The sequence below is a fragment of the Lysinibacillus sp. NPDC097162 genome (assembly GCF_044762185.1).
Taxonomy (GTDB): domain Bacteria; phylum Bacillota; class Bacilli; order Bacillales_A; family Planococcaceae; genus Lysinibacillus.
Genome location: NZ_JBIWDT010000001.1, coordinates 1,153,918 through 1,177,967, shown reverse-complemented (window position 1 = coordinate 1,177,967; position 24,050 = coordinate 1,153,918). Strand labels below are relative to the sequence as shown.

The window sequence follows — 24,050 nt, the reverse complement described above, 5'->3', positions numbered from 1 at the left end:
CGATCAAATTTGTTTTAAAATATTAGACTAGTAATGCAATCGAACGATATAACTATAATATAGTTATATATTATCTAATTTCCTAAATAATTATTTCATTATTCCCTAACAATATACATATTCTTGAATTTAAATTAACATCTTTTGTAAACCTTTGACTGTACATGTATATATTAAATTCTTTACATTTTATAGAAAATAAATTTTCTAAATATATTCCAAAAAGTGTTTGTACCTTAGAGACATACTTTGTCCCTTCTAATACAGTTGCTTGTCCAAATAAAGCAATAGCAGACTCTAAATCTAAAAACCAATGTATAGAAATGGGAGGATTGTATTTTATTCTTTTAGAGGTAAATTTCATAGTTAACAATAAATTTTTTTGTTTTAAATCAAACATATATGCTCCAGGATTCAAATCATTAATAGTTGTATTTATTACCAATACAGGAATGAAAATTACATATTCAATTTCATTGACTATTTTCTCTAAAACTATGGCTATATTATTGATAAAATATGGTAGACTATCTAAAATTATTTTTTTATGAAATATTTCCGGCTTTTTCATTCTATCCAACTCAAATAAATTAATAATTTCTGTAGTATTCGAATTATAAGTTTTAAGTGTTGAATATTGAAATATTTTAGAAATTTGGTACTCGATATTTTTATCAATATATATATTTTTATATTTGTTCCAATAATTACTCATAACAATCACACATCTCCCAATAATAAGAAAAATCAGTATTTACATAATAATCTTTTAAAGATATTCTATAAACTTTATCTATTTTTAATTCAATTTTTTCATTTGTTATATCCCTTAAAATAATGTTCATCAAAGGAAGATAATCTCTTTCAGAAATCAAGCCATCATATTCAAACTCTATATTTTCTTTGTAAATCAGGTCAATCATCATTTGGAAATTGGGATTATTATACCCATTTATATTTCCTCTTAATTGGGCTTCTAGACTATCAAAAAAACATAATGGACATGGATTATTCCACTTTTTCGAATAATAATTAGAAATATAAATTGAATTATTATATGGGAAAATTACTTTGTATACTAAATTTTCATATTCTTTTAATTTTTCAACTACTCCTTTCAAGTTTTTTAGATTAAATGGATTAAATAATATAAACAATATCCCTATTTCATTAAGTTTCTTTTCATCTTCTAAAGTATTTAAAACAATCATTTCATCAAATACCATCCTAAAGAGATATTCAACTTCATTTTTTTTATCATTTGAATATATAGCTATATTTGAAAAGTCTAAATCTTTTTTCACCTTCGTTTTAAAAATATCATTATCACATAAAAAGCTAATTACTCTATCTGAAAACTCCTTATTTTCTTCAAAAAAATTATAAATTTCAAATTTAGATATACAAGATAATTCATTCTCTTCTAAAAAAGACAAAAAGCTAATTAATGCATTACTCTTAATAAGCATTGAATTACTTTTAGTTTGTACAATATGTTGCTTTTCTTTTTCTTTATTTATTGAATACAGTAAATAAGGATTAATTTCATACATTCTTATCTCTCCTTTGTAAGAAAATAAAAATATCTAATGTAATACATTAGATATTTTTATTTTAATGCAATATCGCACTATCAACTTGATGAGCTGCTATTCATACAACAACAACAACAGCAGCAACAGCAGCAGCAGCAGCAACAACAGCAACCGCCCCCTCCACCGGTCTTATCAGGTTTTTTTAAATAGTTTGAAGACAAAGAAATACCTAGTTCTTGATTTAAATCAAAATCGAATTTTCGTTTTAAGTTTTTTTCTATATATTCCATAAATATAACCTCCTTATTTTGTAATAGATAAACGTTTTTTCAGTCTAAATTAATCTTGTGGCATAAAATTAAAAACTCACTATAAAAATTAATTTTCTACATAATCAGAAATAAACTTCAGATTTTCTTTAACAGATCTTAAATTATTAGAATTATCAGTTAATTATATAGAGATTAATTTATCTTAATTATTTAATCTGCATTTGTTTATTAATTTGAGGTTTTAGTTTTCTTATTCAAACATGTGTTGCTATAAAATGCAGTCACGTAACACAAAAAATATCAACTCTGCCACAAGATATCCCTGTATGATACTTGAGCATTAAATATTCTAATTAATCAATTCTGAAAACCTTAGAACTTTTAATCTAAAATTTGCTATATATATAGCATCTTGCACTCGAGTTAATTTAATCATACCCCCTCACCAACCGACATTTCAACCGACAAAATTTCTGTCGGTTACCGTCAAAATCATCGTCGGTTATAGTCAATTAACTCACTGATATTTACTTTTGAAATAAAAGTACTAGCCGATTCACTTTTTCGGGAGCAAACGTTATTATAAAACTAGAACGAACAATAATCAGAAAAATAAGAAAATAATAATATAATTTTTCATCTGATTCTTTAAGGGGGAGGTAAAATTAATAGGATTAGAAAGTTAATACTGTGAAAAGTAATAACAAAAATAACAGCCCACTTAAATTAAGAAGTGGGCTTGTAAAAATTTTATTATTAATTACCTAGCTAAATTCATTCTGTTTTTGAAAAGAATTATTAAAATAACTGTTGTACTAATAATTATACCAGCGTAAGGAAAAATCAAAGGTAGTTGAATAATATTAAGCAAAGTTAAGCCCACTAAAAGCCCACAAATCATTAATAACAATGAGAAAATATTTTTAATCATTTTAAATTAAACCCCCTTTCTGGATAATGTTTATCATAAATGCTCTAACTTTAAAAGCACAGTAAGCGACTACTCCTTCAGTAGCTAATCCTGCTCCTAACAAGCAAGGTATACAATCGAGTTTTTTATTTCCTTAAATATTATTTGCTATAGCACATCTCTAATCGAGTTATTTAAATCATAAATCCTCAACTACAGACATTTCAACTGACAATATTTTTGACGGTACCGTCAAAAATTCTGTCGGTTACATAATTATTTCTATTGAGATTTAGACCATAGATTTTTAAAGAGTCGGTTTTAATGGATTATTTTCTTTTTCGATTGATTCGGGCGTTATGATTCTACTTTATCGTATAAAACCATATAAAAAAGTGCCGATTATTTATCGACACTTCTCTCATTCACCTTTATATTCATCAATCAATTGTTTTTCTTTCGCAACCTTAACTGCCTCTATTCTTGAAGAAACGCCTAACAGGCTAAAGAGCTGAGATAAATGGCGTTCTACCGTTCGTACAGAAACATTGAGTGTTGCTGCAATTTTCTTATTTGGATAGCCTTTTATTAGCATCTGAATTAACTGTTTTTCTTTATGGCTTAGCTTTAAGTTAGAAAATCTATCATGCATTTTTTCATTAATATAATCTAAAAAACCCGCTGGAACTACAATCTTTCCTTGAACACTTAAACGAATTGTTGAGATGAGTAACTCAATGGAAGCGTTTTTTGAAACAATACCATTCACTTTTTTTTCAAATAGTAGCGAATAATAGAAGCTAATCTTATCACTTGTATATACAATGACAATCGCATGGGGCTGATTTTCTTTTATTTTAGTCACTAGCTCTAAGTCGTTCGTTATCGCCATATTTGCGTCAATTAAATATACACTGAATTCTTCCTTTTGCATTCTACACAAAATATTATGAGGATCCTTCTCTGTTTCCAGTTTAAAATCTTCTATTTCCCTTAACAGCATCTTTAATCCTTTTAAAACAATTGGATGATCATCCACAACTAAAATTGAAATCAATCGCATCCCTTCCTTCGAATTAGATTCATTTTAAGTTGCGACATCTTATATTATCTATTAAATTACAGAGAGTTACCCCCATCTAAAGTTGATAAAAGGGATAAACTCATAAATAATAGCAAGATACTAAAAATAATCAGGCATTCTCCTCTTAATATGAAACAAACATAGCGATAATATGATAATTGACCACATTGCAGAAGATATAATAATCTACGATTGATGATAATTAAACAATACATTTTTATAAAGAAAGTCTAGTTTTACTCACGGTAATTCCTCCTCTCATGCATAGAATTCTGCAAAATAGTATAAGAACTACTTATCAACTAGAAAAGACAATTTGACTCTTTTATTTTAACAATCATATTTTTCTTAGACATCTGGTTCGCCATTCTTTTCACGAAATTTTCAGATAATAAAATGATATACAATAAAACTCTTCAAAAAACAGCCCATTAAAGGTTGTTTATACCTTTCAATCGACTGTTTATGGTCAAACTATACTTTGTTCAAAAACCAAGAAACCTATGTACCTTACCTACAGAACTTCCAATTGAAATCGCGATTTTTTTCCGCTAGTTACATATTCTATATTTAAAAGATTCTATTGTAATTTCTTCCGCATCCTTCTTGTGAATAGTAAGCCAGCTCCAATAAAGAAAATAAGCATCATAACTTTTATAATCGGAAAGATAAATAGCTTACTAACAACAAAAATAACGAAGATATAATAAACGACCATTGCTAATAAAAACAATCTAAGTTTATTCAAACTGTTACCTACTTTCTTTTAATGCTGCTTCAATTGCAGCAAGCGTCTTGGGACCCATGCCATGCAAATTTTTTAATTTCGCTAAATCGACCTCTTTTAGTTGTTGCAATTGTGTATATCCAGCAGCATTCAATGCACGAATAGCAGGCTTAGCAACGCCTTTTGGCCATTCTGTCATATAAAACCGACCTTTCTTTTTGGAGGATTCTCGATTAATAATACCTAATAGAAGTATAACTAGCAATGCACTATCCTAATCAAAGCTAATGGCTCTTCCCATCCTTTGCTTTATTATCAAGGGGTGATAATGAATGCAATTTCTCAATTAATTGCCTAATATTGTTTTATTTCTTCTTCTACCATTTCTAATAATGCGAGTTGCTAAAGGGTCATTAACATATTTACACCTTTCCTTATCCATTTTTCATCAGATTGATCAAAGTGGTTAAGACAGATGCCCTTTCTCACATAGCAAATAGCAAGAAGGATGAAATCATGTTCTTTTCTGCATAAACTATGGCGTTTAAAATTTCTCTAATACGCAAAAAAATCCTTAAAAAAAATTTCCCTTAAAGCGATACAACGTAAGGCTAAGAAAAAGTTTTAATGCCGTTTCATATGCACTTGTAGAAAACTAGCAAACACATCACACTTAACATTCAAAGAGTCGGTGACTTTTTTCATCGAGTCACCAATTTCCATATATAACCTTATTACTCCCTCTTAATTGCCTCAAATCTAAATAGTATGTTTTAAGATAATGCGAAAACAACCCCTACTATAAAGTAAATTTCCCACCATGATAACAATAGTACGTGTCAGCTTGAAGGCTTTTAATATTACGCAAAGACAGTTCTGCGTTCTCTATATTTAAACAAAAATGTGGATTGGCAATGACCAATTCTTGATTTTCGTGTGCAGCTGCATCGCCTGTAATAACGCTGTTTAACTTTGGAAAATATAAAGAAATATGCCCTGAAGTATGTCCTGGTGTAGCTATTACTCTACACTCATTGTTTAAAATCACGTCCCCATCATGTACCTTTTTATCGATTGCAACATGCTTTAAATCCTTTAATTGTTGAATAAACCATTTACCAAATTCTATTTGTTCTGGTGACATATTTTCAAGCAATTTTTCAGCTTGAAGCAATCTCTCAGACTTCATTTCACCACTAATATATTTCGATTCTATTTCACTTGCTATAACATTAACCCAAGGATGTTTTGCTTTAAAATCATATAAGGAACCTATGTGGTCATCATCGTAGTGCGTAATAATAATATGCTTTAAATTCTTCATCTCAAAGCCATTTTTTAATATTTCATCTTCAATCAAAGGGTAAAAATTTGAATACCCTGTATCGACCAACGTTAGTTCATCATTCACAACAATTAAGCTCGGATAAATAGTGTTCTTTTGTCCATTAAATTCAAATTTAATTGGTAGTTCTACTATCTTCATTTTTCTTCCTCCATACGCGTGCATTTGAAATAATCACTAATATCCATTAACTGTACATTATAATATGGCTTTTTTTCAATAAGTACATTTCAAAAAACAGTTATTGTCATTTATAAGCAGGACATTTCCCTTATAAAAACCTCATATGTCATTTCCTTTCAACGTGGATTCCTGTACTATAATACATAACTATCTGACATATAAAAAAGAACATTATTATCTCTTTTTGCATGTCAAGGAGGTCTTACATATGCACGATTTTATTTTTCCATTTAGCAATGAAGAGCCTAAATATAAACAGATTTATCAGCAATTAAAGGCTTTAATTGAGCAAGGAAACTTACAGTCGAATGATTCTCTACCTTCTATTCGAAGGTTGGCGGAGACGTTACAGGTCAGTCGGAATACTACTTTGACTGCCTATGAGCAGCTTGTAGCAGAAGGATACATACGAGGTGAAGGACGCAAAGGCTATTTCGTCAATGTATTGGAACAAGTCTTTTTAAAGGAAGAGGAAACATCATTGCTTCCGTCAAACGTAAAGCAGGTGCCTCCTGCTATAGAGATTGATTTTCGGGCAGGAGCTGTCGATCAAGCACATTTTCCGTTAAAGGCATGGCGACAATTTGCTAATCGTGCACTCCAGTTAGAGGAAAGTTTTGTGTATGGGGAACCGTTTGGGGAACCTTTATTAAAAGAGCAGCTTGTCCAATACTTATTACAAGCACGCGGGGTTAAATGCGAAGCAGATAATATTATTGTTGGTAGTGGTACACAGCAAATGTTACTGTACTTAGGCTTTATTTTGAAGCACGATTTCGCAAGTGTGATTGTCGAGGACCCTGGTTATCTTGGTGCACGACAATCGTTTAAACTAAACGGCTTTGAACTAGAAGCACTCCCTGTTTTAGAGCAAGGTGCACAGCTACAATTATTATCAGAAATGCAATCAAGACTCTTATATGTTACACCTTCACACCATTTTCCTTACGGCGTCACAATGTCTATACAGCAACGCCAAATAATTATTCAGTGGGCAAAAACAGTGGATGGATACATTATCGAAGACGATTATGACAGTGAATTTCGCTATGCGCAGCAGCCATTTCCTGCGCTTGCATCCATTGATCATTCACGGGTTATTTATATTGGGACCTTTTCAAAATCTTTTTTACCAGGTATTCGACTAAGCTATATGGTATTACCAAAGTCACTTCTACATCGTTACAAGGAACAGTTTAGTGAATTTGAACATAATGCATCCTCCCTTCATCAATTAACGATGGCAGCATTTATGAAAAATGGTGAGTGGACACGTCATATTAAAAGAATGCGCCTTATTTATAAACAGAAAATGAACTATCTTGTTGAGCAGCTTCAACAACAATTTGGTGCCAATATTACAATACTAGGGGAACATTCAGGCCTTTATGTATTGGTCAAGTTGCATGTCCAACAAACGGAAGAACAACTTATCCAATCTGCAGAAAAATACGGCGTAAAAGTGTATCCGACAAGCCCGTATTTTCTTGAACATCTCACAGCTGAACCAATACTGCAATTAGGCTTTAGTAAATTGGAAATGGAAGACATCAAAGATGGGGTTCAACAGCTAGCAAAAGCGTGGCAATTGTCTTCAATCAACAAATAAAAAACGCAGGAAAGTCATATCCCTGCGTTTTTTTATGTATTATTTTTGTGCATATTTTTGTAAATGTTTTGGTATTTCACGAAGATCCATTAACAACGGCATCATCATAAGTAATACGGTTAAATACATAGCAATCCCGATTGCTACAGCTGAGCCTTTCACTTCATCATCTATCACATAAGGCATTGTGATATAAGGTACAAATACCAATAGTAAAATAGAAATGCGTGTCATTGATGTAAACATTTGTTTTTTTGCACAATATGGACAACTAATGAATCGTGAAAATGTCACAATCGAACGCATCGACTGCTTCCAAGTCCATTTCTCCTTACATTTAATACATTTTGGCATATAAATCCCCTCCATTCACTAATTATGCCATATCACGTAACAGAGAAGCACTAAATTTAAAGTAAAAAGAATTTGCACAGTCATTCACTGTACAAATTCATTTAAAAATAATCAATGAACGTCGGAATACCTACTGGTAACACAGCTTCTAATAGCGCCATTTCAATCGCTTCACCCTGTAATCGTTCGATTTTCTCCAAATAGCTAGGGCGTTTATAGCCCAGTAGCATCGTCGCTAACGTCTGGACAGTGAGTTGAATCGCATTCTCGGATAGTTGTTCGCTGACCTTTTCAACGGATACTTTTCCGTTTTGTACCGTTACAACAAACGTACCGTTATTCCAAGCAACAATACGATCGCTTACTGCTAAGCGCAGTTGAAAGTCATTCCCTACAAACGGATAGCGCAATAAAAATTCCTTTACGTCTACAATACGTGCCATAAAATAAGGTGATACTTTTTGAATAATTTCACTGTCCTCAAGTAAAAAGGCCACCGCTTCATTGCCGGTCGTTTTGCCATATACATTGTAAACCATTGAGCTATGTGCAGAGACAAAATTCCATAACCCTTTTCGAGCTTCTTCTTGTATATAAACGATTTCATCGATATAAAAATTTTCTTCCATAATACGATAGAACATATAACCTTGTGGCTCATCTTCCTCATCGTAATAGACTGCTGCCTGTAGTTTGACATCACTATCTATAAATTTTTCTTCCCAAAAATCTTCTTGAAATTTCTCATTCCAAGCAATGCTATTGCGCACCATTACACCATGTGTCTTTATTGCATAACGTGCATAAATTGCAACAACATCTTTATCTTTAGGATCGACACGACGAATTTTGCCATTTAATCCACCATAATGAGGAAGTTGTGTATCTTTCACTTGAAATTCCACAATATCACTCATAATTTCCCAGCCTTTTTTGCGATAATATGGAATTGAATAAGGGAATAAATAAGAAATATACCGACCTTCCTCACGCATTTGTTCTAAGCACTTTATAATGAGACTTTCCATTAAGCCGTGCCTAGAATATTCAGGATACGTACCAACTGCCGTTATTCCCCCCATTTCATAAAACTTGCCATGTACATTGATTTGAAAAGGCAAATTTAAAATTTGTGACACAAGTTGTGAGCCGTCAAACCAACCAAACGCATGCCCTTCGTCAAATTGTTTACTTTTGGCATTAACGAAACGACGATCTTTATGAATAGACATAGACATCTGAAATACGTAGTTTAGCAAATCGATTGACTGTGCCATCTCATCTAGTCGTATTTCCCGCATTACTAAACCTTTCCGTTGATTCATGCTTTTCTCTCCTCATCAAATAGCTCTGCAAAAATAGTATCCGGAGCATTTAAAAACCGCTTCGTTATAATATAATGTATAGTGTCCTCGTATCGGATAGATTCAATTCCTCCATCTTCAAAACTGTAGATGGTAGCATTCGGATAACCGAGTAAAATAGGTGAATGTGTAGCGATAATAAACTGGGCTTCATGCTCTAAATCCTTCATTATTTTTAGGAGACTGAGCTGTCTCGTAGGTGATAAAGCAGCTTCAGGCTCATCAAGTAAATAAATCGCCTTTCCTTTAAAACGATTCATAAATAGCGATAAAAATGACTCCCCATGTGACTGTTGATGTAGGGATTTTCCTCCAAATGCAGCATACTTATTAGGGTGATTCTCTAACAAATCAATATGGCTTGCAAATTGATAAAACGTTTCTGATCGTAGAAAAAAGCCGTTAGAAACTTTAGGCCACCACGATAATCGTATGTAGTCTCCAAGTGCAGATTCAGCTTTATGTACTTCATAAATGTTTTGACGTCCACCACCTGCTGTATTAAAATCACAGCGATCCGCAATTGCTTCCAGAAGCGTTGATTTCCCAGAGCCATTTTCCCCAACAAAAAATGTCACATTCGTTGGAAACTCTAGCTCGTGTAAATCCTGCAAACTGGGTATATTAAATGGATAAAGTCGTTTATCGTCTATGTTGTTCTGTAAAACCTTACATGATTTTAAATACATTGTGTTCCCTCCTTAGTACTAGTATAACTCGCATACGCTACTATGAAACGGTTCTTCTTTCAAAATACAAACTAAAAATACCTACTATGAATAATAGTATGATACCGATTAAGGAAATAGATAACCACGTAAGCTTAGCATCGAATAATTGAAGGGAATAAGTGAATATTGAAACAAATCACAAACTCATCATTACCATTAAAGAAGAACAATACCGAATGCCTATTTGCAATAAATACAGCGAAAGTATGACACCAGTTGCTGTTACAGCAAGTATCCACCCAATATTTCCTGAGAAATACTCAAAAAATACATCATAAGTAGCGATAAAAGATAATAAAATTATGCCATAATAACGATCTGCCAAAATGATAGAAGTTGTCCAGCCTTCCTCACTTAATTTCCTTGAATACACGGTGCAAAAAACAGCACTTACCCCACGACTAATACTGGAATTTCCGCTAAGTACAGCTATTAAGTACAATACACGCGATCATAGCTGCTATGGCAATTGGCCACTGCATCCTTGGAATTGATTCCTACAAGGTCTTAATAATTATTGCTTCACTATAATAGTGTTTAATTGTGGTCAATATGATTGATTTTATTCAATTGTAAATATCCACTTAGCGACAACTTACCAGTACTGTTAAAATAAAAAAATCTCCAAGCTTTCGCTTAGAGACTTTTTATTACCAGAAACTATATGGGATTTTGCCCGCAATCCTAAGCAAATAATCTCATTTCGAAGATGTTAATGCTAAACAATTTAATTTAAAATTTTTATTTTGCATTTTTATCTGGCTGATGAATACCAAATACATTGCCTTCAGTATCTGTATAATATCCTTGCCATGCCATCCCTGGAAGAGCATATTTTGGTACTGCTACCTTCCCACCATTATTAATAATTTCGGCTTCTGTTGCATCGTAATTTTCCACACCCATTGTACAAGCAAATCCATTCATAGCTTGGTTTGGTTCTGGAGGAGGACCTTGTCGCTGCATTAAAGCACCATTGATGCCCAGTTCATCCTCACTACCCGTCACTGCACCAAAATACGGCATTCCTGCGTAGTCACTCCAATCTTCAAATGACCATCCAAATATGTTGCCATAGAAAGCCTTTGCCCGCTCCATATCACTTACATGAACTTCAAAATGAACTAATCTCCCCATCGTATCCTCCTAAATGTAATAGAATATATTTACTATAAAGCATTTATTTGTAGATTAAAAATAATTTAATTTTTATTTTCTATTAATTCAGTGTAATTGATATCTTCATTAGACGGGCTTATTAATAGAAGTAGAAATTATCGAGATAAATCTTGGGATACCGATCGCCCAGGATAAAACTTCATTTGTTCCTCACCTTTATGTTCCTTTGCAGTTATGGTAATAGGTTTCAGTTTAAGTACAACAGTTTTACTACCTAAAGAAGATAGATATTTATCGACATGTGCTTTCGATAAAGGTACTTTATAATAATTCGGGACATATTTATCAAGCATTTCTTGCATAGCTATTGTTGCTTCATTTAAATCCGTTACAATTTCGATTTTTCCATTTGCGATAACGCTCATATAAGCTGTATCTGTATTCGCTGGAATCGGATCAGCGATTGTTCCGTAAATTTCACTTATTGTAAGGCAAGCATTAGCATTAGTATTTAAAATGTTAATTTTTCTTCCTTCATTTGCACCATGAATATAAAAGTTTCCATTCGCAAATACAAAATTTAAAGGAATTACATATGGCATGTTGTTATCCACTAACCCAAGAAAAACTGTTTGAGCTCCTCGTAAAAATTTATTGATTTGCCCCTCATCTGTACATGTTCTATTCACCATACGAATTTTAGTTTCCATCCTAATCACTTCTCCCTTATTTAACGAGTTTAAAACTTCTAACTTCTAAAGAGAGTCTATAGCAGGATTGACGTCTAAAAAAGGGACAGTTTGATGAAAAGCAATGGGTACAACGTAAATCTTCATCCTTCTTATTGAACTTCACTATTTTGAACTGTTGTCTTTGTTTACTTTTCGTTCCTGTTACTTAGAATGATTTGCCTCTTCACTGTTCCCGATAAAATAATTTAAGCTGTGCGACAATCATAATGCTAATTACGACAAGTAAAAACCAAGAGCTGATTTTTCCAAAATGCACAATTGTCCAAGCTACCTCTTGGTTAGGATATGACCATGCACCAAAGTATGTTGCAATATTCTCTGCAATCCAAATGAAAAATCCAATTAAAAGGAATGATACGACAATAGGCATTTTATAGTGATTGTGCCGTACTGTGAATTGGACAACGGTCCGATAAAACACAATAAAAAGTGCAGCCATTAATAGCCATCTCACGTCATATATAAAATGGTGTGTGAAGAAATTTAAGTAAATCATAGCTCCTAATGGGATAGCAACATAACTTCTTGGCCAATTTCTAATTTTCAAATCAAACCTACGCCAAGCTTGGCAAATGTAACTAGCCACACTGGCATACATAAAGCCGCTATATAAGGGCACACCACCAATTTTAGACCACGCCTCTTCTGGATAAGACCAAGAATGAAAATTCACTTTATATAATTCTAGTAAAAGACCAATAATATGAAACAAACAGATTACTTTTATTTCATCTTTAGATTCTAGACCAAATTTATACATCAAGTACTGTGTCACAAGACAAATTATTAGAATAAAATCATATCTTGCAAGTGGTAAATGAATCATTTTTGACAGTGCAAGCGTAACAAATATGACAACAGGAAAAATACAAGATAAGGATTGATGGTACGTAAAGTACCCTAAGTCTTTTAAAAAATTTTTTAACATTTATTCACCTCATGTAACAAAGTACGAGAAAATTTACTCGCGTAAGAGTAATCTCTTCTTGTATGAAGAATAAATGATTTTTTATCTTATTACAATGTTTTTTTATCGAAAAACGATAAATTTATTTACTTTTTAGTGGAACAATTTTTTATGTAATACGTCTTTTGTAAACCTAAATAAAACAACAAGAGTAGCCACATCACTGCAGCTACTCTTGTCATTTAAAGAAACATTTTTTGATCTAATTTTAACTGTACTTCTTGTTGGTTTACTTTTATCGCCTTCGTTTTCTTCACTTTTACATAATAAACGATATAACAGCCGATAAAGAATGCTCCTCCACAATCTAAAGCTAATCGTTGTGAAGGATCAAATGCTAAACTTGCCATAACAATACAATTAGCTACTAAACCTAAAATAGGCACTATTGGATACAGCGGTGCTTTGAATTTTAAATCTTCCACTTTACCACCTTGACGAACATACGAACGTCTAAAGGCAATTTGTGATGCAGTAATTGCTATCCAGCCTATTTGAGCACCTAAACCTGCTAGAGATAATAACCAAACAAACACTGTTTTTGCCGCAAATACACTTGATAATAGAGATAAACCAGCGACAGCAAGTGTAATTAATAATGCGTTCATTGGAATTCCTCTTTTATTAACTTTCCCTAAAACTGGGCTAGCCATCTTTTCAACAGATAAAGAGAACAACATACGTGTTGCTGCATATAGACCAGAGTTTGCAACCGATAATAGAGCTGTCAAAATTACAAAATTCATAATATCAGCCGCATAAGGGATGCCAATACTGTCCAGTACAACTACAAATGGACTTTCAACAACTCCTGCTTTATCCATTGGAATTATAGCGGCAAGTATTACTACAGATAATACAAAGAAGAAAAGTGTACGCCAAACTGTTTGTTTAATAGATTTAGGAATTGTCTTTTCAGGATTTTCACTCTCCCCAGCAGCAATACCAATTAATTCAGTCCCTTGGAATGAAAAATTTACAGTAATCATTGTAATAAGTAGTGCTGTTACACCATTTGGAAATAGCCCATGCTCATAAAAATGAGTAAGGAATGGAGCGCTGGATCCGTCTTTCATATCAATAAGGCCAAACATAGCCGCTCCCCCAACAATAAGGAACATAATGATAGCCAATATTTTTATGCTTGAGAAAACAAATTCTGCTTCACCAAATGCTTTGGCTGATAAACCATTTAATAAAAAGAGCAAGGCACCAAATATTAAACACCACATCCATACTGGTGATTCAGGAAACCATCTTTGCATAAGTTGTCCAGCCCCTAAAAATTCAAGGGCAACCGTTACTGCCCAACCCAGCCAATACAGCCAGCCAACGGCAAAGCCAGTAGCAGGACCAATAAACTTCGTCGTATATGTTTGAAATGAACCAGATACTGGCATAGCAACAGACAATTCACCCAAACAAAGCATCGTTAGATACATCACTAACCCGCCTACTAAATAAGAAAGAATAGCACCAGTTGGCCCGGCTTGATTTATAGTGAAACCTGATCCAAGAAAAAAGCCAGTCCCAATACATCCCCCTAGTGAAATCATAAATAAGTGTCTAGCTTTCATAGTTCTTTTTAATTCATATTGTTCTGTTGCCATAAAATAACCCCTTACACTATTATCATGTAAGCACTTTCTTTTTGAAGTGCAAAAAGATAATGATGAAAAATATTAATAGATGTGATTTTTAAAATTAAATCTATTTTGTGAACAGTCAATTTTCTGACAAATAAAAGTGCTTAATTAGTCTAGAGCATTTGTTCCTTCTATTGTAAACTACAATTAGGGAGAGCATTTTTCTTAAATTTGGTTGTCGCGACCTCATTTTACTAAAAAGTTCTTCCTTATCAGCTAATTGATTTTTCCCAATCCATTGTTTAAAGTAATGTGTCGCCAAATAAAGAGCTAATTAAAGCTACAGCAGCAATAGCAGTTTTATTATATTGATCTAATACTGGGTTTGTCTCTACAAACTCTGCAGAAGTAATAATATTTGCTTCCGATAGCATTTCCATAGCTAGATGACTTTCACGATAACTAATACCGCCTGCAACTGGCGTGCCTACACCTGGTGCATCGTTTGGATCAAGTCCATCTAAATCTAAAGATAAATGAACACCATCTGTACGTTCCTTTAAATATTCAATCGTTTCTGACATTACTGTATTCATACCTAAGCGATCGATTTCATGCATTGTATAAACTTTAATGCCAATTTCCTTAATTAGCTTTTTCTCTCCTGGATCTAAATCACGAGCTCCAATAATTACTACATTTTCAGGCTTTACTTTTGGAGCATAACCACCAATATTCGTAAGTGCAGGATGTCCAAGCCCTAGGCTTACTGCTAAAGACATTCCATGGATATTTCCTGAAGGAGATGTTTCACCTGTGTTTAAATCGCCATGGGCATCATACCAAATAACGCCTAAATTCTCATAATGTTTCGAAACACCTGCTAATGTTCCAATGGCAATACTATGATCTCCTCCTAAAACTAAAGGAAAGCGATTAGAGGAAATGACATGATCTACTTTTTGACCAAGCTTGTCATTAGCATCTGCTACAGTTTTTAAATTTTTTAAGTTTGTTGTTGTTTCTATTGTTTCATCATTTTTAACAAATTCGATATTCAAATCCCCTAAGTCATCAATCGAATAGCCAAGGCCTTCAAGTCGATCTGTTAGTCCAGCATATCGGATAGCACTCGGCCCCATGTCAACCCCTCTTCTAGTTTGACCCAAATCCATAGGCACCCCAATAATTGTAACTTCTTTGCGCATAATATTTTCTCCTCTCCAATAATTACTTTCACAGTATAAAGAAAATGAAAAATTGACTCAACTCGACATTATTTTTAATTTTTATACAGTTTAGATTATTAGAAACATAGATTTTCTCTTGCATAAATGAATGCATAAACACAATTACAATGAATAAAGATACTTATTTTGTAAATTTTATTTATATTTTTGTCAGAAATTTCAAAAACGAAAGATTAAAACTATTCATTTTTATTGTTTTTTTAGAAAATTATTGCGTTAATTTCAGGTTTTATATCAATATAATGTAAAAATATTAAAACTATATCCATATTTGTATAAACGTAATAGGTTTCGATATTGATATATTTTAATAATATAATAAAAAAATAAAACCAGAATCTCATTTTACAGTGAGTTCTAGTTTAAAATTTTTGTATGAATAATTTTTCATCTGATTGGATTTCAGCATAAAAGACTTCTTCAATATTATTGATTCCTGCTTTTTTTAATTCGCTTTTTAGCCATTCTCTATTTTTTCCAACTTCTAATAAATTTCTTTTTAATAATTTTCCGTCTGATATGATTTCTATAGGTAAAAACGGTGGGTTTTTAGGTGAAATGTCCATATCTATTTTTTGCGTGCCTTGAAATTGAGGTTTCTTTAGAATACTAAGCATGCCATTCGGTTCTAGTATCGCAAAATCGATTTCATCAATTGAAAAAACTTGATATTGCCTTATCATCATCGTTAAGTCATCTATATTGACGCCCGTCCTTTTCAATGCTTTTCTATCGATTTTGCCGTGTTTTATTACGATTGTAGGTTGACCATCAAGAATCATCCGTATTTTTCCAGATTTCAGACTTATATAGCCAATAATTGTTGTTAGCAAGCACCATATAACCAAGCTCAGTAAATCTTTTGTGTAATCTTTTGTACTAAGAACAATCATGTTAGCGGCAATTGAGCCAATTGTTATGCCTGTTACATAGTTAAAAAACGTAAGTTGACTTAATTGTTTTTTACCTAAAAAACGTGTTAGTGCAAGAAGTACAAAAAAAGTTATGACTGTTTCTATTGCTATTTGTAAGTAGCTTACATCTTTCATGCCTCCACTCCTATCTATACAATAGAATGTGTTATGCATAAAATAAAATACACTAAAACTAGGCACTAATTAGCGATTCTCATCAAGGTTTTCCAATGACTCCAAAGATCGATATAACGTCGATTTGCTAATGCCTGTTTCATTTTTAATATCATGTAATGTGAATCCTCCGGAATGGTACATCGAAATAGCTTTTTGAATGTTTACATCTGGTTTTCTCGGTCTGCCAATTGTCTTTCCCTGCTCTCTTGCATTGGAAATGCCGATAATAGCTGACTGCTTCGCAACATCTGTTTGGAACTGGATATAGTGTTTCATCATTTGTTGTAATGTACATGTTAAAGATTGATTAGTAGAAATATCCTCATTTAAAAAATGAATGCTCACATCGTCTTTTTCACATACATTGAAGATGTCTTGCAGTTGTCGTGTCGTGTCTGCAAGTGCAAACATCCGTTCAACAATAATCGTATCTCCTGGTTGCAATGCCATTAGCAATTCTTCTAATTTATGTCGCTTTTTAGGTGAAGCATGCAGTTCTCGATAAATAGTTTGGCATTTTTCAGATACTACTTTTAACTGTTTTTCACACGTTTCATCATCATATAAAGGTCTTACATAACCGAAAATCATCAATATACCTCCTTATGTTGTCTCAAAAAGGTTCCATTTTGGGAATATGAATGTTATGATACTCAAAGAATTTTCATATTAAAGGAGTACATCATGCAAAGTTTAAAACAACAATGGTTTGGAAACATCCGAGGCGATCTATTAGCAGGTATTGTCGTAGCACTTGCTCTTATCCCTGAAGCCATTGCCTTTTCCATCATCGCAGGCGTTGACCCAATGGTAGGGTTATATGCATCTTTTTGTATCGCTGTCACAATAGCTTTTGTCGGTGGCAGACCTGGTATGATTTCAGCAGCTACAGGCGCAATGGCACTCGTAATAGCACCATTAGTAAAAGATTACGGACTAAATTATTTACTAGCTGCTACAATTTTAACAGGCATTATTCAAATAATTTTTGGCTTGATAAAAATCGCAAAGTTAATGAAATTCATCCCAAATGCTGTAATGATTGGCTTCGTTAACTCATTAGCTATTTTAATTTTTTTAGCACAAGTCCCTCAAATTATCGGCATGTCTACGATGACATATATATTTGTCGCATTGACACTTTTACTTTTGTATACTTTACCACGATATATTCAAGTAATACCAGCACCACTTATAGCAATCGTTGGACTAACTTCTATAGCGATTTATAGTGGTGTTAATTTACGAACAATTGGTGATTTAGGTGTTATTACGCAAACACTACCGACATTTGCCATTCCGAATGTACCTTTTACATTTGAAACACTCAAAATTATTTTCCCCTATTCGCTAGCATTAGCAATCGTTGGACTAATCGAATCTTTATTAACTGCCCAAATTGTGGATGATATGACCGGAACGGAAAGTGAAAAAAATAAAGAAGCAAGAGGGCAAGGCATTGCTAATTTCATTAATGGATTTTTTGGAGGAATGGCCGGTTGTGCGATGATCGGTCAATCTGTCATCAATGTTAAGTCTGGTGGACGTGGGCGCTTCTCAACACTTGTAGCCGGTTTATTTTTAATTTTTTTAATTATTGTCTTAGGTGATTTAGTAGTAAAGATCCCAATGCCAGTACTTGTAGGCATCATGATTATGGTTTGTATCGGTACATTTGATTGGAATTCATTCAAATATTTGGTGAAGGCCCCTCCTAGTGATGCAATTGTTATGCTAGTAACGGTTATCATCGTAGTATATACACATGATTTATCGAAGGGAGTTATTGCTGGGGTTATTTTAAGTGCAATCTTCTTTGTAGTAAAAATTTCAACTTTGAAAGTAATAAAAAATGGAGATATATACAATATAGAAGGTCCACTATTCTTTGCTGCCACACATAATTTTGTCCATTACTTTAAAAAAATTGATAGCATGAATACGAAAGTTACTATAGATTTTAAAAATAGTCGTCTATGGGATGAGTCTGCTGTAGGAGCCTTGCATAAAGTAGAACATTTGCTACAAGCAAAAGGGATTACAGTTGAACTAACGGGACTCGATAGTTCCAGTCAAAAACTAATAAATCGATTACAAAGTATAACTTCTTCTCATTAAAGACCAAGGAATTCCGGCATACTTACGCGGGATTCCTTCTTTCATTCGTTCGCGGGATTATATCTCACTTTCGCGGAATCCTACCTCGCCTTCGCGGAATTTTACCTTCCTTCCGCGGAATCCTACCACGCTTTCGCGGAATTCTACCTTCCTTCCGCGGAATCCTACCTCGCTTTCGCGGGATTATACCTCCCTTTCGCGGAATTCTACCTCTCTTCCGCGGGATTACTCCTCTCTTTCGCGGAATCCTACCATGCTTTCGCGGGATTATATCTCACTTTCGCGGAATTCTACCTCTCTTCCGCGGAATTTCCCCCCTCTTTCGCGGGATTCTACCTCCCTTCCGCGGAATTACTACTTTTTATTTTATGTGTTAAAACGTATGCAGAAAAAAACACTGTAGAAAACTGCAACTTCAATCGCTTGAATTAGTATAGCCTCCTAGGTTTAGGGGGCATATTTTCATTTTGTGCGCGCATGCATTCCTATCGTTTTTCCCCTCTCTATCAATAGTTCTATATTCTTTCAATGTTTCATAAATTGACTAAAATACAGAATAAGGAGAACTGTGAATATGCATGTTGTTCATTTTTATGAAAATAAGTCCTCGATTTTAAATCAGTTATTAATTCGTATCCCCACTGTGGACGAAAATATTCAACTAAAAGGGCGTAAGGCTAAAGTAATCGATGTTATTCAAATCGATGAACGCCAGTATCATGTAAATGTGTTGTTTGAAAAAATTCCGAAAAAACAGCCTTTAACAAAAGATTTAGGGAAGAAAAAAAGATAGTTTCTTCCCTATTTCCGTGGGGAAACAAGTTTACCAACAGTCAAAAAGGGTAAATTATATTATCTATACCAATTAAAGTGCGACTTATTCTCATTCAATATAATTTATTGGGCAGAAAGATTGACTTTTTAATTGATAACAATTATCATTATCATATAGATTATTTCTTTTCTCTATTTTTGTTTATTTCAGAATCCCCCCTTATTTTTTGAAATAAACATGCATTAAACGGATATTCTTACATCAGACTAAGAATATCCGTTTTTTAATTACATAAATCGAAGGAGCTGTTCTAAATGGATTATCGTATCGAAAAAGACACTATGGGTGAAATTAAAGTACCTGCCAATAAAATATGGGGTGCTCAAACTCAACGCAGTAAGGAAAATTTCCAAATCGGCACTGAGCAAATGCCTGTTGAACTTATTCAAGCAATGGCTATTCTAAAGAAAAGTGCAGCACTTGCGAATAATAAATTAGGAAAACTTTCAGATATTAAAGCCAATGCTATTGTGCAAGCTGCAGATGAAGTTTTAAATGGTCAATGGGATGATCAGTTTCCACTTGTTGTATGGCAAACAGGTAGTGGTACACAATCCAATATGAATGTAAACGAGGTTATTGCGCATCGTGCAAATCAAATTTTACAGGATGCAGGCGAATCTGACCGAATTCATCCAAACGATGATGTTAATAAATCACAAAGCTCCAACGATACATTCCCGACGGCGTTGCATATTGCAGCAGTACTAAAAGTAGAAGATTATTTACTGCCTCGCCTTCGCTTATTAAAAGCAACGTTCGATGAAAAGGCTGAGAAATTTAAAGATATTATTAAAATCGGACGTACCCATTTACAAGATGCTACGCCACTGACTTTAGGTCAAGAAATAAGTGGCTGGTCCGCAATGTTGGGCAAATCTGAGCAAATGATTAAACATAATGTAGAATACATGAAAGAGCTTGCAATTGGTGGAACGGCTGTAGGTACTGGTATTAACGCACATCCCGAATTTGGTGACCGTGTAGCAGCTGAAATTAGTGAGCTAACTGGCAAACAATTCACATCTGCCGCTAACAAGTTTCATGCACTTACAAGTCATGATGAAGCTGTCGTGGCACATGGTGCATTAAAAGCACTCGCTGCGGACTTAATGAAAATTGCCAATGACGTTCGTTGGTTAGCAAGTGGGCCCCGTTCTGGTATTGGTGAAATTACCATTCCAGAAAATGAACCAGGCTCATCCATTATGCCCGGTAAAGTGAATCCAACTCAAAGTGAAGCGATGACAATGGTCGTGACGCAAGTCATTGGAAATGATGCAACGATTGCCTTTGCCGCTTCCCAAGGGAATTTTGAACTTAACGTCTTTAAACCAGTCATCATTTATAATTTCTTACAATCAACTCGCCTACTGGCTGATACGATGAAATCATTTAATGATAACTGTGCTATTGGTATCGAACCAAATATTGAAGTGCTTGATCATAACCTGCAAAACTCCTTAATGCTAGTAACTGCATTAAATCCTTATATTGGCTATGAAAATGCCGCTAAAATTGCGAAGAAAGCACATAAAGAAGGCACTACATTAAAAGAAGCTGCCATTGCTTCTGGCTTGTTAACAGAAGAACAATTTAATGAATATGTGGATCCAGCTACGATGATTTATCCAAACGCATAATGATATAAGTGTAGGAAAAGAACTGCACATAAAAAAAAGCCTTGATATTACATCAAGGCTTTTCCTTTAGCTTTCAGGAACGAAAACTGTACTGTAAAGGTCAGATTCAACATCAAACGTTACCGCATTTAAAACCTTCACTTTTAAGAACAGTATTACTGTCAATTGACGTGCCATTCTTAGATAGTAATCGTTATTGTAATTACATATGGTTTGAAATGCTGTACAGTATCTTTTGTGACAATAAATAATGTATCCCTATTTACAACTGGAAGTTCGATTAGTTGAATATCAGTTGGATCAATTTTTCGCTTTAATGCGACTTGCTATGTAATTTTAAAAAGAATAAGGGCTGTATAAACACTATGCTTATCATAAAAAGTATATGTAGAAAACTTAATGTCTATAAAATCTCCTTCTGGTAAATCATATAAAAATTTATTAATCATGTTTTCAAGCGTATCTTTATCTCTCGCCTCAAGTATGTTCGTTCTTAATCGTGCCATTTTTATCACCCCACTTCAATCATCATATAATAAATGGAGTCATTTTCCAATATTTTAAATTTAGTATGAATGGTAGGAAAGTAAAGAGCCTTACTATTTTATTGTAATCAGGCTCTTTGCTCATCTAAACTATTGTTGTAACTCTATTTTTCGTTTTTGTTTAAGCGAATTCCAAATTTTTATGGATGCTGCGAATACTAAAATTAGTGATACTATGACAAACACTAGACCTACTGTGTATTTATGAAGGTTACCTCCCATAAAACTATATAGTATCCTTAATGGGGTACTCGCTATAATGATTGTAAAAATGTAGGTTGAAAATTTTATCCCTACGGATGCGGATAAGAAACAGATTACATCCGCTGGTGCTATTGGACAAATAACGCCTATTGCTAGAAATTTGTAATTGTAAGTTTCTAACAAATCATTAAATTCAGGGTACCGATTTTCTAAATATTTATTGATTTTATTTCCAGCGAAACTTCTTGAAACTATATAAACTAATGTTTCACTCAATACAAAGCCCACTGTAGATAACATTAATGCATCAAATGGCTGGAAACAGACCCCACCCAAAATCATTAAAGTTGTACCTGGGATAAAAAATATAAGCCTGATTAGCCATAAACCAATAAACAATAAGTATGCATTATTTTTATTGCCAGAAATAAAATCCTTTAGTGTATTCATATCGAGTGACAGTAAATCAAAATGCTTTAATGTATAAGCGAATAAGATCCAAATAACGATTATGGTTAATTTCTTTCTCATTTCTTCCTCACCTCAACACTTCGATAGACACATAATAAGAAATAAAAATTTAAAAAAGCCTTGAAATCATTAAGGATTCTTAAAATGACCAATATAAATACTTATGTCAATGTATGATAAATAGCGTTACACAGTGATTATTGAAAATGTTAAAAATTAAAAAAGAGTTGTATCAGTATGCACATCGCGAGCTTCTTTTCGTTAATGCGACATCAAAAATCTTTAATAATTTTTTAATTCTAATAAAAAAAACAGATTTAGAAATCTCTTATCTTCTAAAACCGTTTCTTTAGTGAAAATTGTTTATTTACTTTATCCAATTAATCGGCTTCCAATCTTCTTCTATCCATTTTGAATTTGGTACTTCGTATGGTGCTGTCGCTAATAACTTGTCCTGTTGCCATATCGCTGCTTTAGAGCGAATCATTTCATCAAGTAATAGCTGGACAAATTCCTTAGGCTCTAAACGGAAAGAGTGCACGGCAAAATCATGAAACCAGCCACAGCCAAGTAAATACGATGGAATTTCCTTGCTCGTTATTCCATTTTTCAGCATCAGTGTAAACGAAAAAATTCGCTTACATGCGTGCCAAGCCATTTTTTCAGGAGATATCATCCACTTTTCAAGTCGGTCTCTTGCTTTGTCTATCATTAGTAATGGTTCTTCAATCGCTCGTCCATGGCCAGGAAAGGCTATTTTTATTGGCAATTTAGCAAGTCGCTCTAAACTTTCGTAAGAACGTCTTATACTATTAGTACCTTCACGAAAAATATTCAACCACCCTACATCATTGTATTGAAACAAATCACCACATATTAGTATCTGTTGCTGTTGTTCATATAAAGCTATATGCCCTAATGTATGTCCTGGTGTATGTAAAACCTTAAGAGCACTATTCCCCGTCAAAATTTCCTGTTCATCTATAAGTAGCTGTTGTACGACATATTGTTCTACAGGTTGATCTAAATAATGGGAACCACATGCCTCTACATCACATTGATTCACTAGTTCCCCCTCCCAAAGATGTGCAGCAATCGGTAGGTCATACCGCTGTTGAAAATAATGATTTCCCCCAACATGATCACTATGATAGTGTGTGTTGATGATACTATTTAATTGCTTTGGTAATATCCCAGCATCGGATAAAAGTTTCTCCGTTTGGAGTACATCACTGCCAAAGCCCGTATCAACTAAAAAGGTTTGATCATCTTGAATAACAATACTATTGGCACTTGGAAACGGACGTTCAAAAAACATAATATTTGCAGTTTTCATATGTTAGCCCCACTTCTAT

26 protein-coding genes are annotated in these 24,050 nt (G+C 33.5%); 4 read left to right on the top strand and 22 right to left on the bottom strand.

Annotated features, from left to right (window positions below; genetic code table 11):
• Window positions 1-82: 82 nt before the first annotated feature.
• The 8 genes from ACIQXW_RS05745 to ACIQXW_RS05710 form a co-directional block, all read right to left on the bottom strand.
• Window positions 83-715, bottom strand: a complete 633-nt coding sequence (locus ACIQXW_RS05745) for a hypothetical protein (protein ID WP_402760379.1) — start codon at window positions 713-715, stop codon at window positions 83-85.
• Window positions 708-1,553, bottom strand: a complete 846-nt coding sequence (locus ACIQXW_RS05740) for an McbB family protein (RefSeq protein ID WP_402760377.1) — start codon at window positions 1,551-1,553, stop codon at window positions 708-710. Before ACIQXW_RS05740 ends, ACIQXW_RS05745 begins: the two co-directional genes overlap by 8 nt.
• Window positions 1,554-1,633: 80 nt before the next feature.
• A complete protein-coding gene (locus tag ACIQXW_RS05735) occupies window positions 1,634-1,825 on the bottom strand; it encodes a hypothetical protein (RefSeq protein ID WP_402760375.1) in 192 nt (63 codons plus the stop codon).
• A 742-nt stretch (window positions 1,826-2,567) separates the two neighbouring features.
• On the bottom strand, window positions 2,568-2,738 hold the full coding sequence (locus ACIQXW_RS05730) for a hypothetical protein (RefSeq protein ID WP_401018245.1): 171 nt from the start codon (window positions 2,736-2,738) through the stop codon (window positions 2,568-2,570).
• A gap of 400 nt (window positions 2,739-3,138) precedes the next feature.
• Complete coding sequence (locus ACIQXW_RS05725) at window positions 3,139-3,774, bottom strand: response regulator transcription factor (protein ID WP_401018247.1); 636 nt, start codon at window positions 3,772-3,774, stop codon at window positions 3,139-3,141.
• Window positions 3,775-4,381: 607 nt separating this feature from the next.
• Window positions 4,382-4,549, bottom strand: coding sequence for a hypothetical protein (locus ACIQXW_RS05720; RefSeq protein WP_401007405.1), 168 nt, complete (start codon window positions 4,547-4,549; stop codon window positions 4,382-4,384).
• A 4-nt stretch (window positions 4,550-4,553) separates the two neighbouring features.
• Window positions 4,554-4,727, bottom strand: coding sequence for a helix-hairpin-helix domain-containing protein (locus tag ACIQXW_RS05715; protein ID WP_402760372.1), 174 nt, complete (start codon window positions 4,725-4,727; stop codon window positions 4,554-4,556).
• A 600-nt stretch (window positions 4,728-5,327) separates the two neighbouring features.
• A complete protein-coding gene (locus tag ACIQXW_RS05710) occupies window positions 5,328-6,014 on the bottom strand; it encodes an MBL fold metallo-hydrolase (protein WP_401018251.1) in 687 nt (228 codons plus the stop codon).
• 250 nt (window positions 6,015-6,264) lie between these two features.
• Here ACIQXW_RS05710 and pdxR point away from each other — a divergent pair, with 250 nt between their 5' ends.
• Window positions 6,265-7,665, top strand: a complete 1,401-nt coding sequence (gene pdxR / locus ACIQXW_RS05705) for a MocR-like pyridoxine biosynthesis transcription factor PdxR (RefSeq protein ID WP_402760370.1) — start codon at window positions 6,265-6,267, stop codon at window positions 7,663-7,665.
• A 39-nt stretch (window positions 7,666-7,704) separates the two neighbouring features.
• On the opposite strand, the gene ACIQXW_RS05700 is transcribed toward pdxR, so the two are convergent.
• The 11 genes from ACIQXW_RS05700 to ACIQXW_RS05650 form a co-directional block, all read right to left on the bottom strand.
• The gene (locus ACIQXW_RS05700; protein ID WP_402760368.1) at window positions 7,705-8,019 is read right to left on the bottom strand and encodes a TIGR04104 family putative zinc finger protein; all 315 of its coding nucleotides are present in this window, start codon (window positions 8,017-8,019) and stop codon (window positions 7,705-7,707) included.
• A 101-nt stretch (window positions 8,020-8,120) separates the two neighbouring features.
• Complete coding sequence (locus ACIQXW_RS05695) at window positions 8,121-9,344, bottom strand: GNAT family N-acetyltransferase (RefSeq protein ID WP_402760366.1); 1,224 nt, start codon at window positions 9,342-9,344, stop codon at window positions 8,121-8,123.
• Complete coding sequence (locus tag ACIQXW_RS05690) at window positions 9,341-10,072, bottom strand: AAA family ATPase (protein WP_401018259.1); 732 nt, start codon at window positions 10,070-10,072, stop codon at window positions 9,341-9,343. Before ACIQXW_RS05690 ends, ACIQXW_RS05695 begins: the two co-directional genes overlap by 4 nt.
• A 178-nt stretch (window positions 10,073-10,250) precedes the next feature.
• Window positions 10,251-10,487, bottom strand: coding sequence for a hypothetical protein (locus ACIQXW_RS05685; protein ID WP_402760364.1), 237 nt, complete (start codon window positions 10,485-10,487; stop codon window positions 10,251-10,253).
• Window positions 10,488-10,855: 368 nt separating this feature from the next.
• Window positions 10,856-11,251, bottom strand: a complete 396-nt coding sequence (locus ACIQXW_RS05680) for a VOC family protein (RefSeq protein WP_402760362.1) — start codon at window positions 11,249-11,251, stop codon at window positions 10,856-10,858.
• A 137-nt stretch (window positions 11,252-11,388) separates the two neighbouring features.
• On the bottom strand, window positions 11,389-11,943 hold the full coding sequence (locus ACIQXW_RS05675) for a pyridoxamine 5'-phosphate oxidase family protein (RefSeq protein ID WP_402760360.1): 555 nt from the start codon (window positions 11,941-11,943) through the stop codon (window positions 11,389-11,391).
• A 205-nt stretch (window positions 11,944-12,148) separates the two neighbouring features.
• Complete coding sequence (locus ACIQXW_RS05670) at window positions 12,149-12,913, bottom strand: DUF817 domain-containing protein (protein ID WP_401018266.1); 765 nt, start codon at window positions 12,911-12,913, stop codon at window positions 12,149-12,151.
• 221 nt (window positions 12,914-13,134) lie between these two features.
• Complete coding sequence (locus ACIQXW_RS05665; RefSeq protein ID WP_402760358.1) at window positions 13,135-14,562, bottom strand: amino acid permease; 1,428 nt, start codon at window positions 14,560-14,562, stop codon at window positions 13,135-13,137.
• Window positions 14,563-14,840: 278 nt separating this feature from the next.
• Window positions 14,841-15,746, bottom strand: coding sequence for an arginase (gene rocF, locus ACIQXW_RS05660; RefSeq protein WP_401018269.1), 906 nt, complete (start codon window positions 15,744-15,746; stop codon window positions 14,841-14,843).
• Window positions 15,747-16,150: 404 nt separating this feature from the next.
• On the bottom strand, window positions 16,151-16,837 hold the full coding sequence (locus ACIQXW_RS05655; protein WP_402760356.1) for a DUF421 domain-containing protein: 687 nt from the start codon (window positions 16,835-16,837) through the stop codon (window positions 16,151-16,153).
• Between the two features lie 69 nt (window positions 16,838-16,906).
• Window positions 16,907-17,470: a recombinase family protein gene (locus ACIQXW_RS05650; RefSeq protein ID WP_401018273.1), complete on the bottom strand. Its 564-nt coding sequence runs from the start codon at window positions 17,468-17,470 to the stop codon at window positions 16,907-16,909.
• A 90-nt stretch (window positions 17,471-17,560) separates the two neighbouring features.
• On the opposite strand from ACIQXW_RS05650, the gene ACIQXW_RS05645 reads away from it, so the two are divergent.
• The 3 genes from ACIQXW_RS05645 (at window position 17,561) to fumC (ending at window position 21,475) form a co-directional block, all read left to right on the top strand.
• Window positions 17,561-18,997, top strand: coding sequence for a SulP family inorganic anion transporter (locus ACIQXW_RS05645; protein ID WP_402762448.1), 1,437 nt, complete (start codon window positions 17,561-17,563; stop codon window positions 18,995-18,997).
• Between the two features lie 574 nt (window positions 18,998-19,571).
• Window positions 19,572-19,790, top strand: coding sequence for a hypothetical protein (locus ACIQXW_RS05640; RefSeq protein ID WP_401018275.1), 219 nt, complete (start codon window positions 19,572-19,574; stop codon window positions 19,788-19,790).
• A 296-nt stretch (window positions 19,791-20,086) separates the two neighbouring features.
• Window positions 20,087-21,475, top strand: coding sequence for a class II fumarate hydratase (fumC, locus tag ACIQXW_RS05635; protein WP_401018277.1), 1,389 nt, complete (start codon window positions 20,087-20,089; stop codon window positions 21,473-21,475).
• Between the two features lie 326 nt (window positions 21,476-21,801).
• Here fumC and ACIQXW_RS05630 read toward each other — a convergent pair whose 3' ends face one another.
• The 3 genes from ACIQXW_RS05630 to ACIQXW_RS05620 all read right to left on the bottom strand — a co-directional run bounded on the left by ACIQXW_RS05630 (window position 21,802) and on the right by ACIQXW_RS05620 (window position 24,031).
• Window positions 21,802-21,981: a sporulation protein Cse60 gene (locus ACIQXW_RS05630; protein ID WP_401018279.1), complete on the bottom strand. Its 180-nt coding sequence runs from the start codon at window positions 21,979-21,981 to the stop codon at window positions 21,802-21,804.
• Between the two features lie 129 nt (window positions 21,982-22,110).
• Complete coding sequence (locus ACIQXW_RS05625; RefSeq protein ID WP_402760354.1) at window positions 22,111-22,755, bottom strand: TVP38/TMEM64 family protein; 645 nt, start codon at window positions 22,753-22,755, stop codon at window positions 22,111-22,113.
• Window positions 22,756-23,062: 307 nt separating this feature from the next.
• Window positions 23,063-24,031 carry an MBL fold metallo-hydrolase gene (locus ACIQXW_RS05620; RefSeq protein WP_402760352.1) on the bottom strand — a complete coding sequence of 323 codons (969 nt, stop codon included), beginning with the start codon at window positions 24,029-24,031 and terminating at the stop codon, window positions 23,063-23,065.
• Window positions 24,032-24,050: the final 19 nt, after the last annotated feature.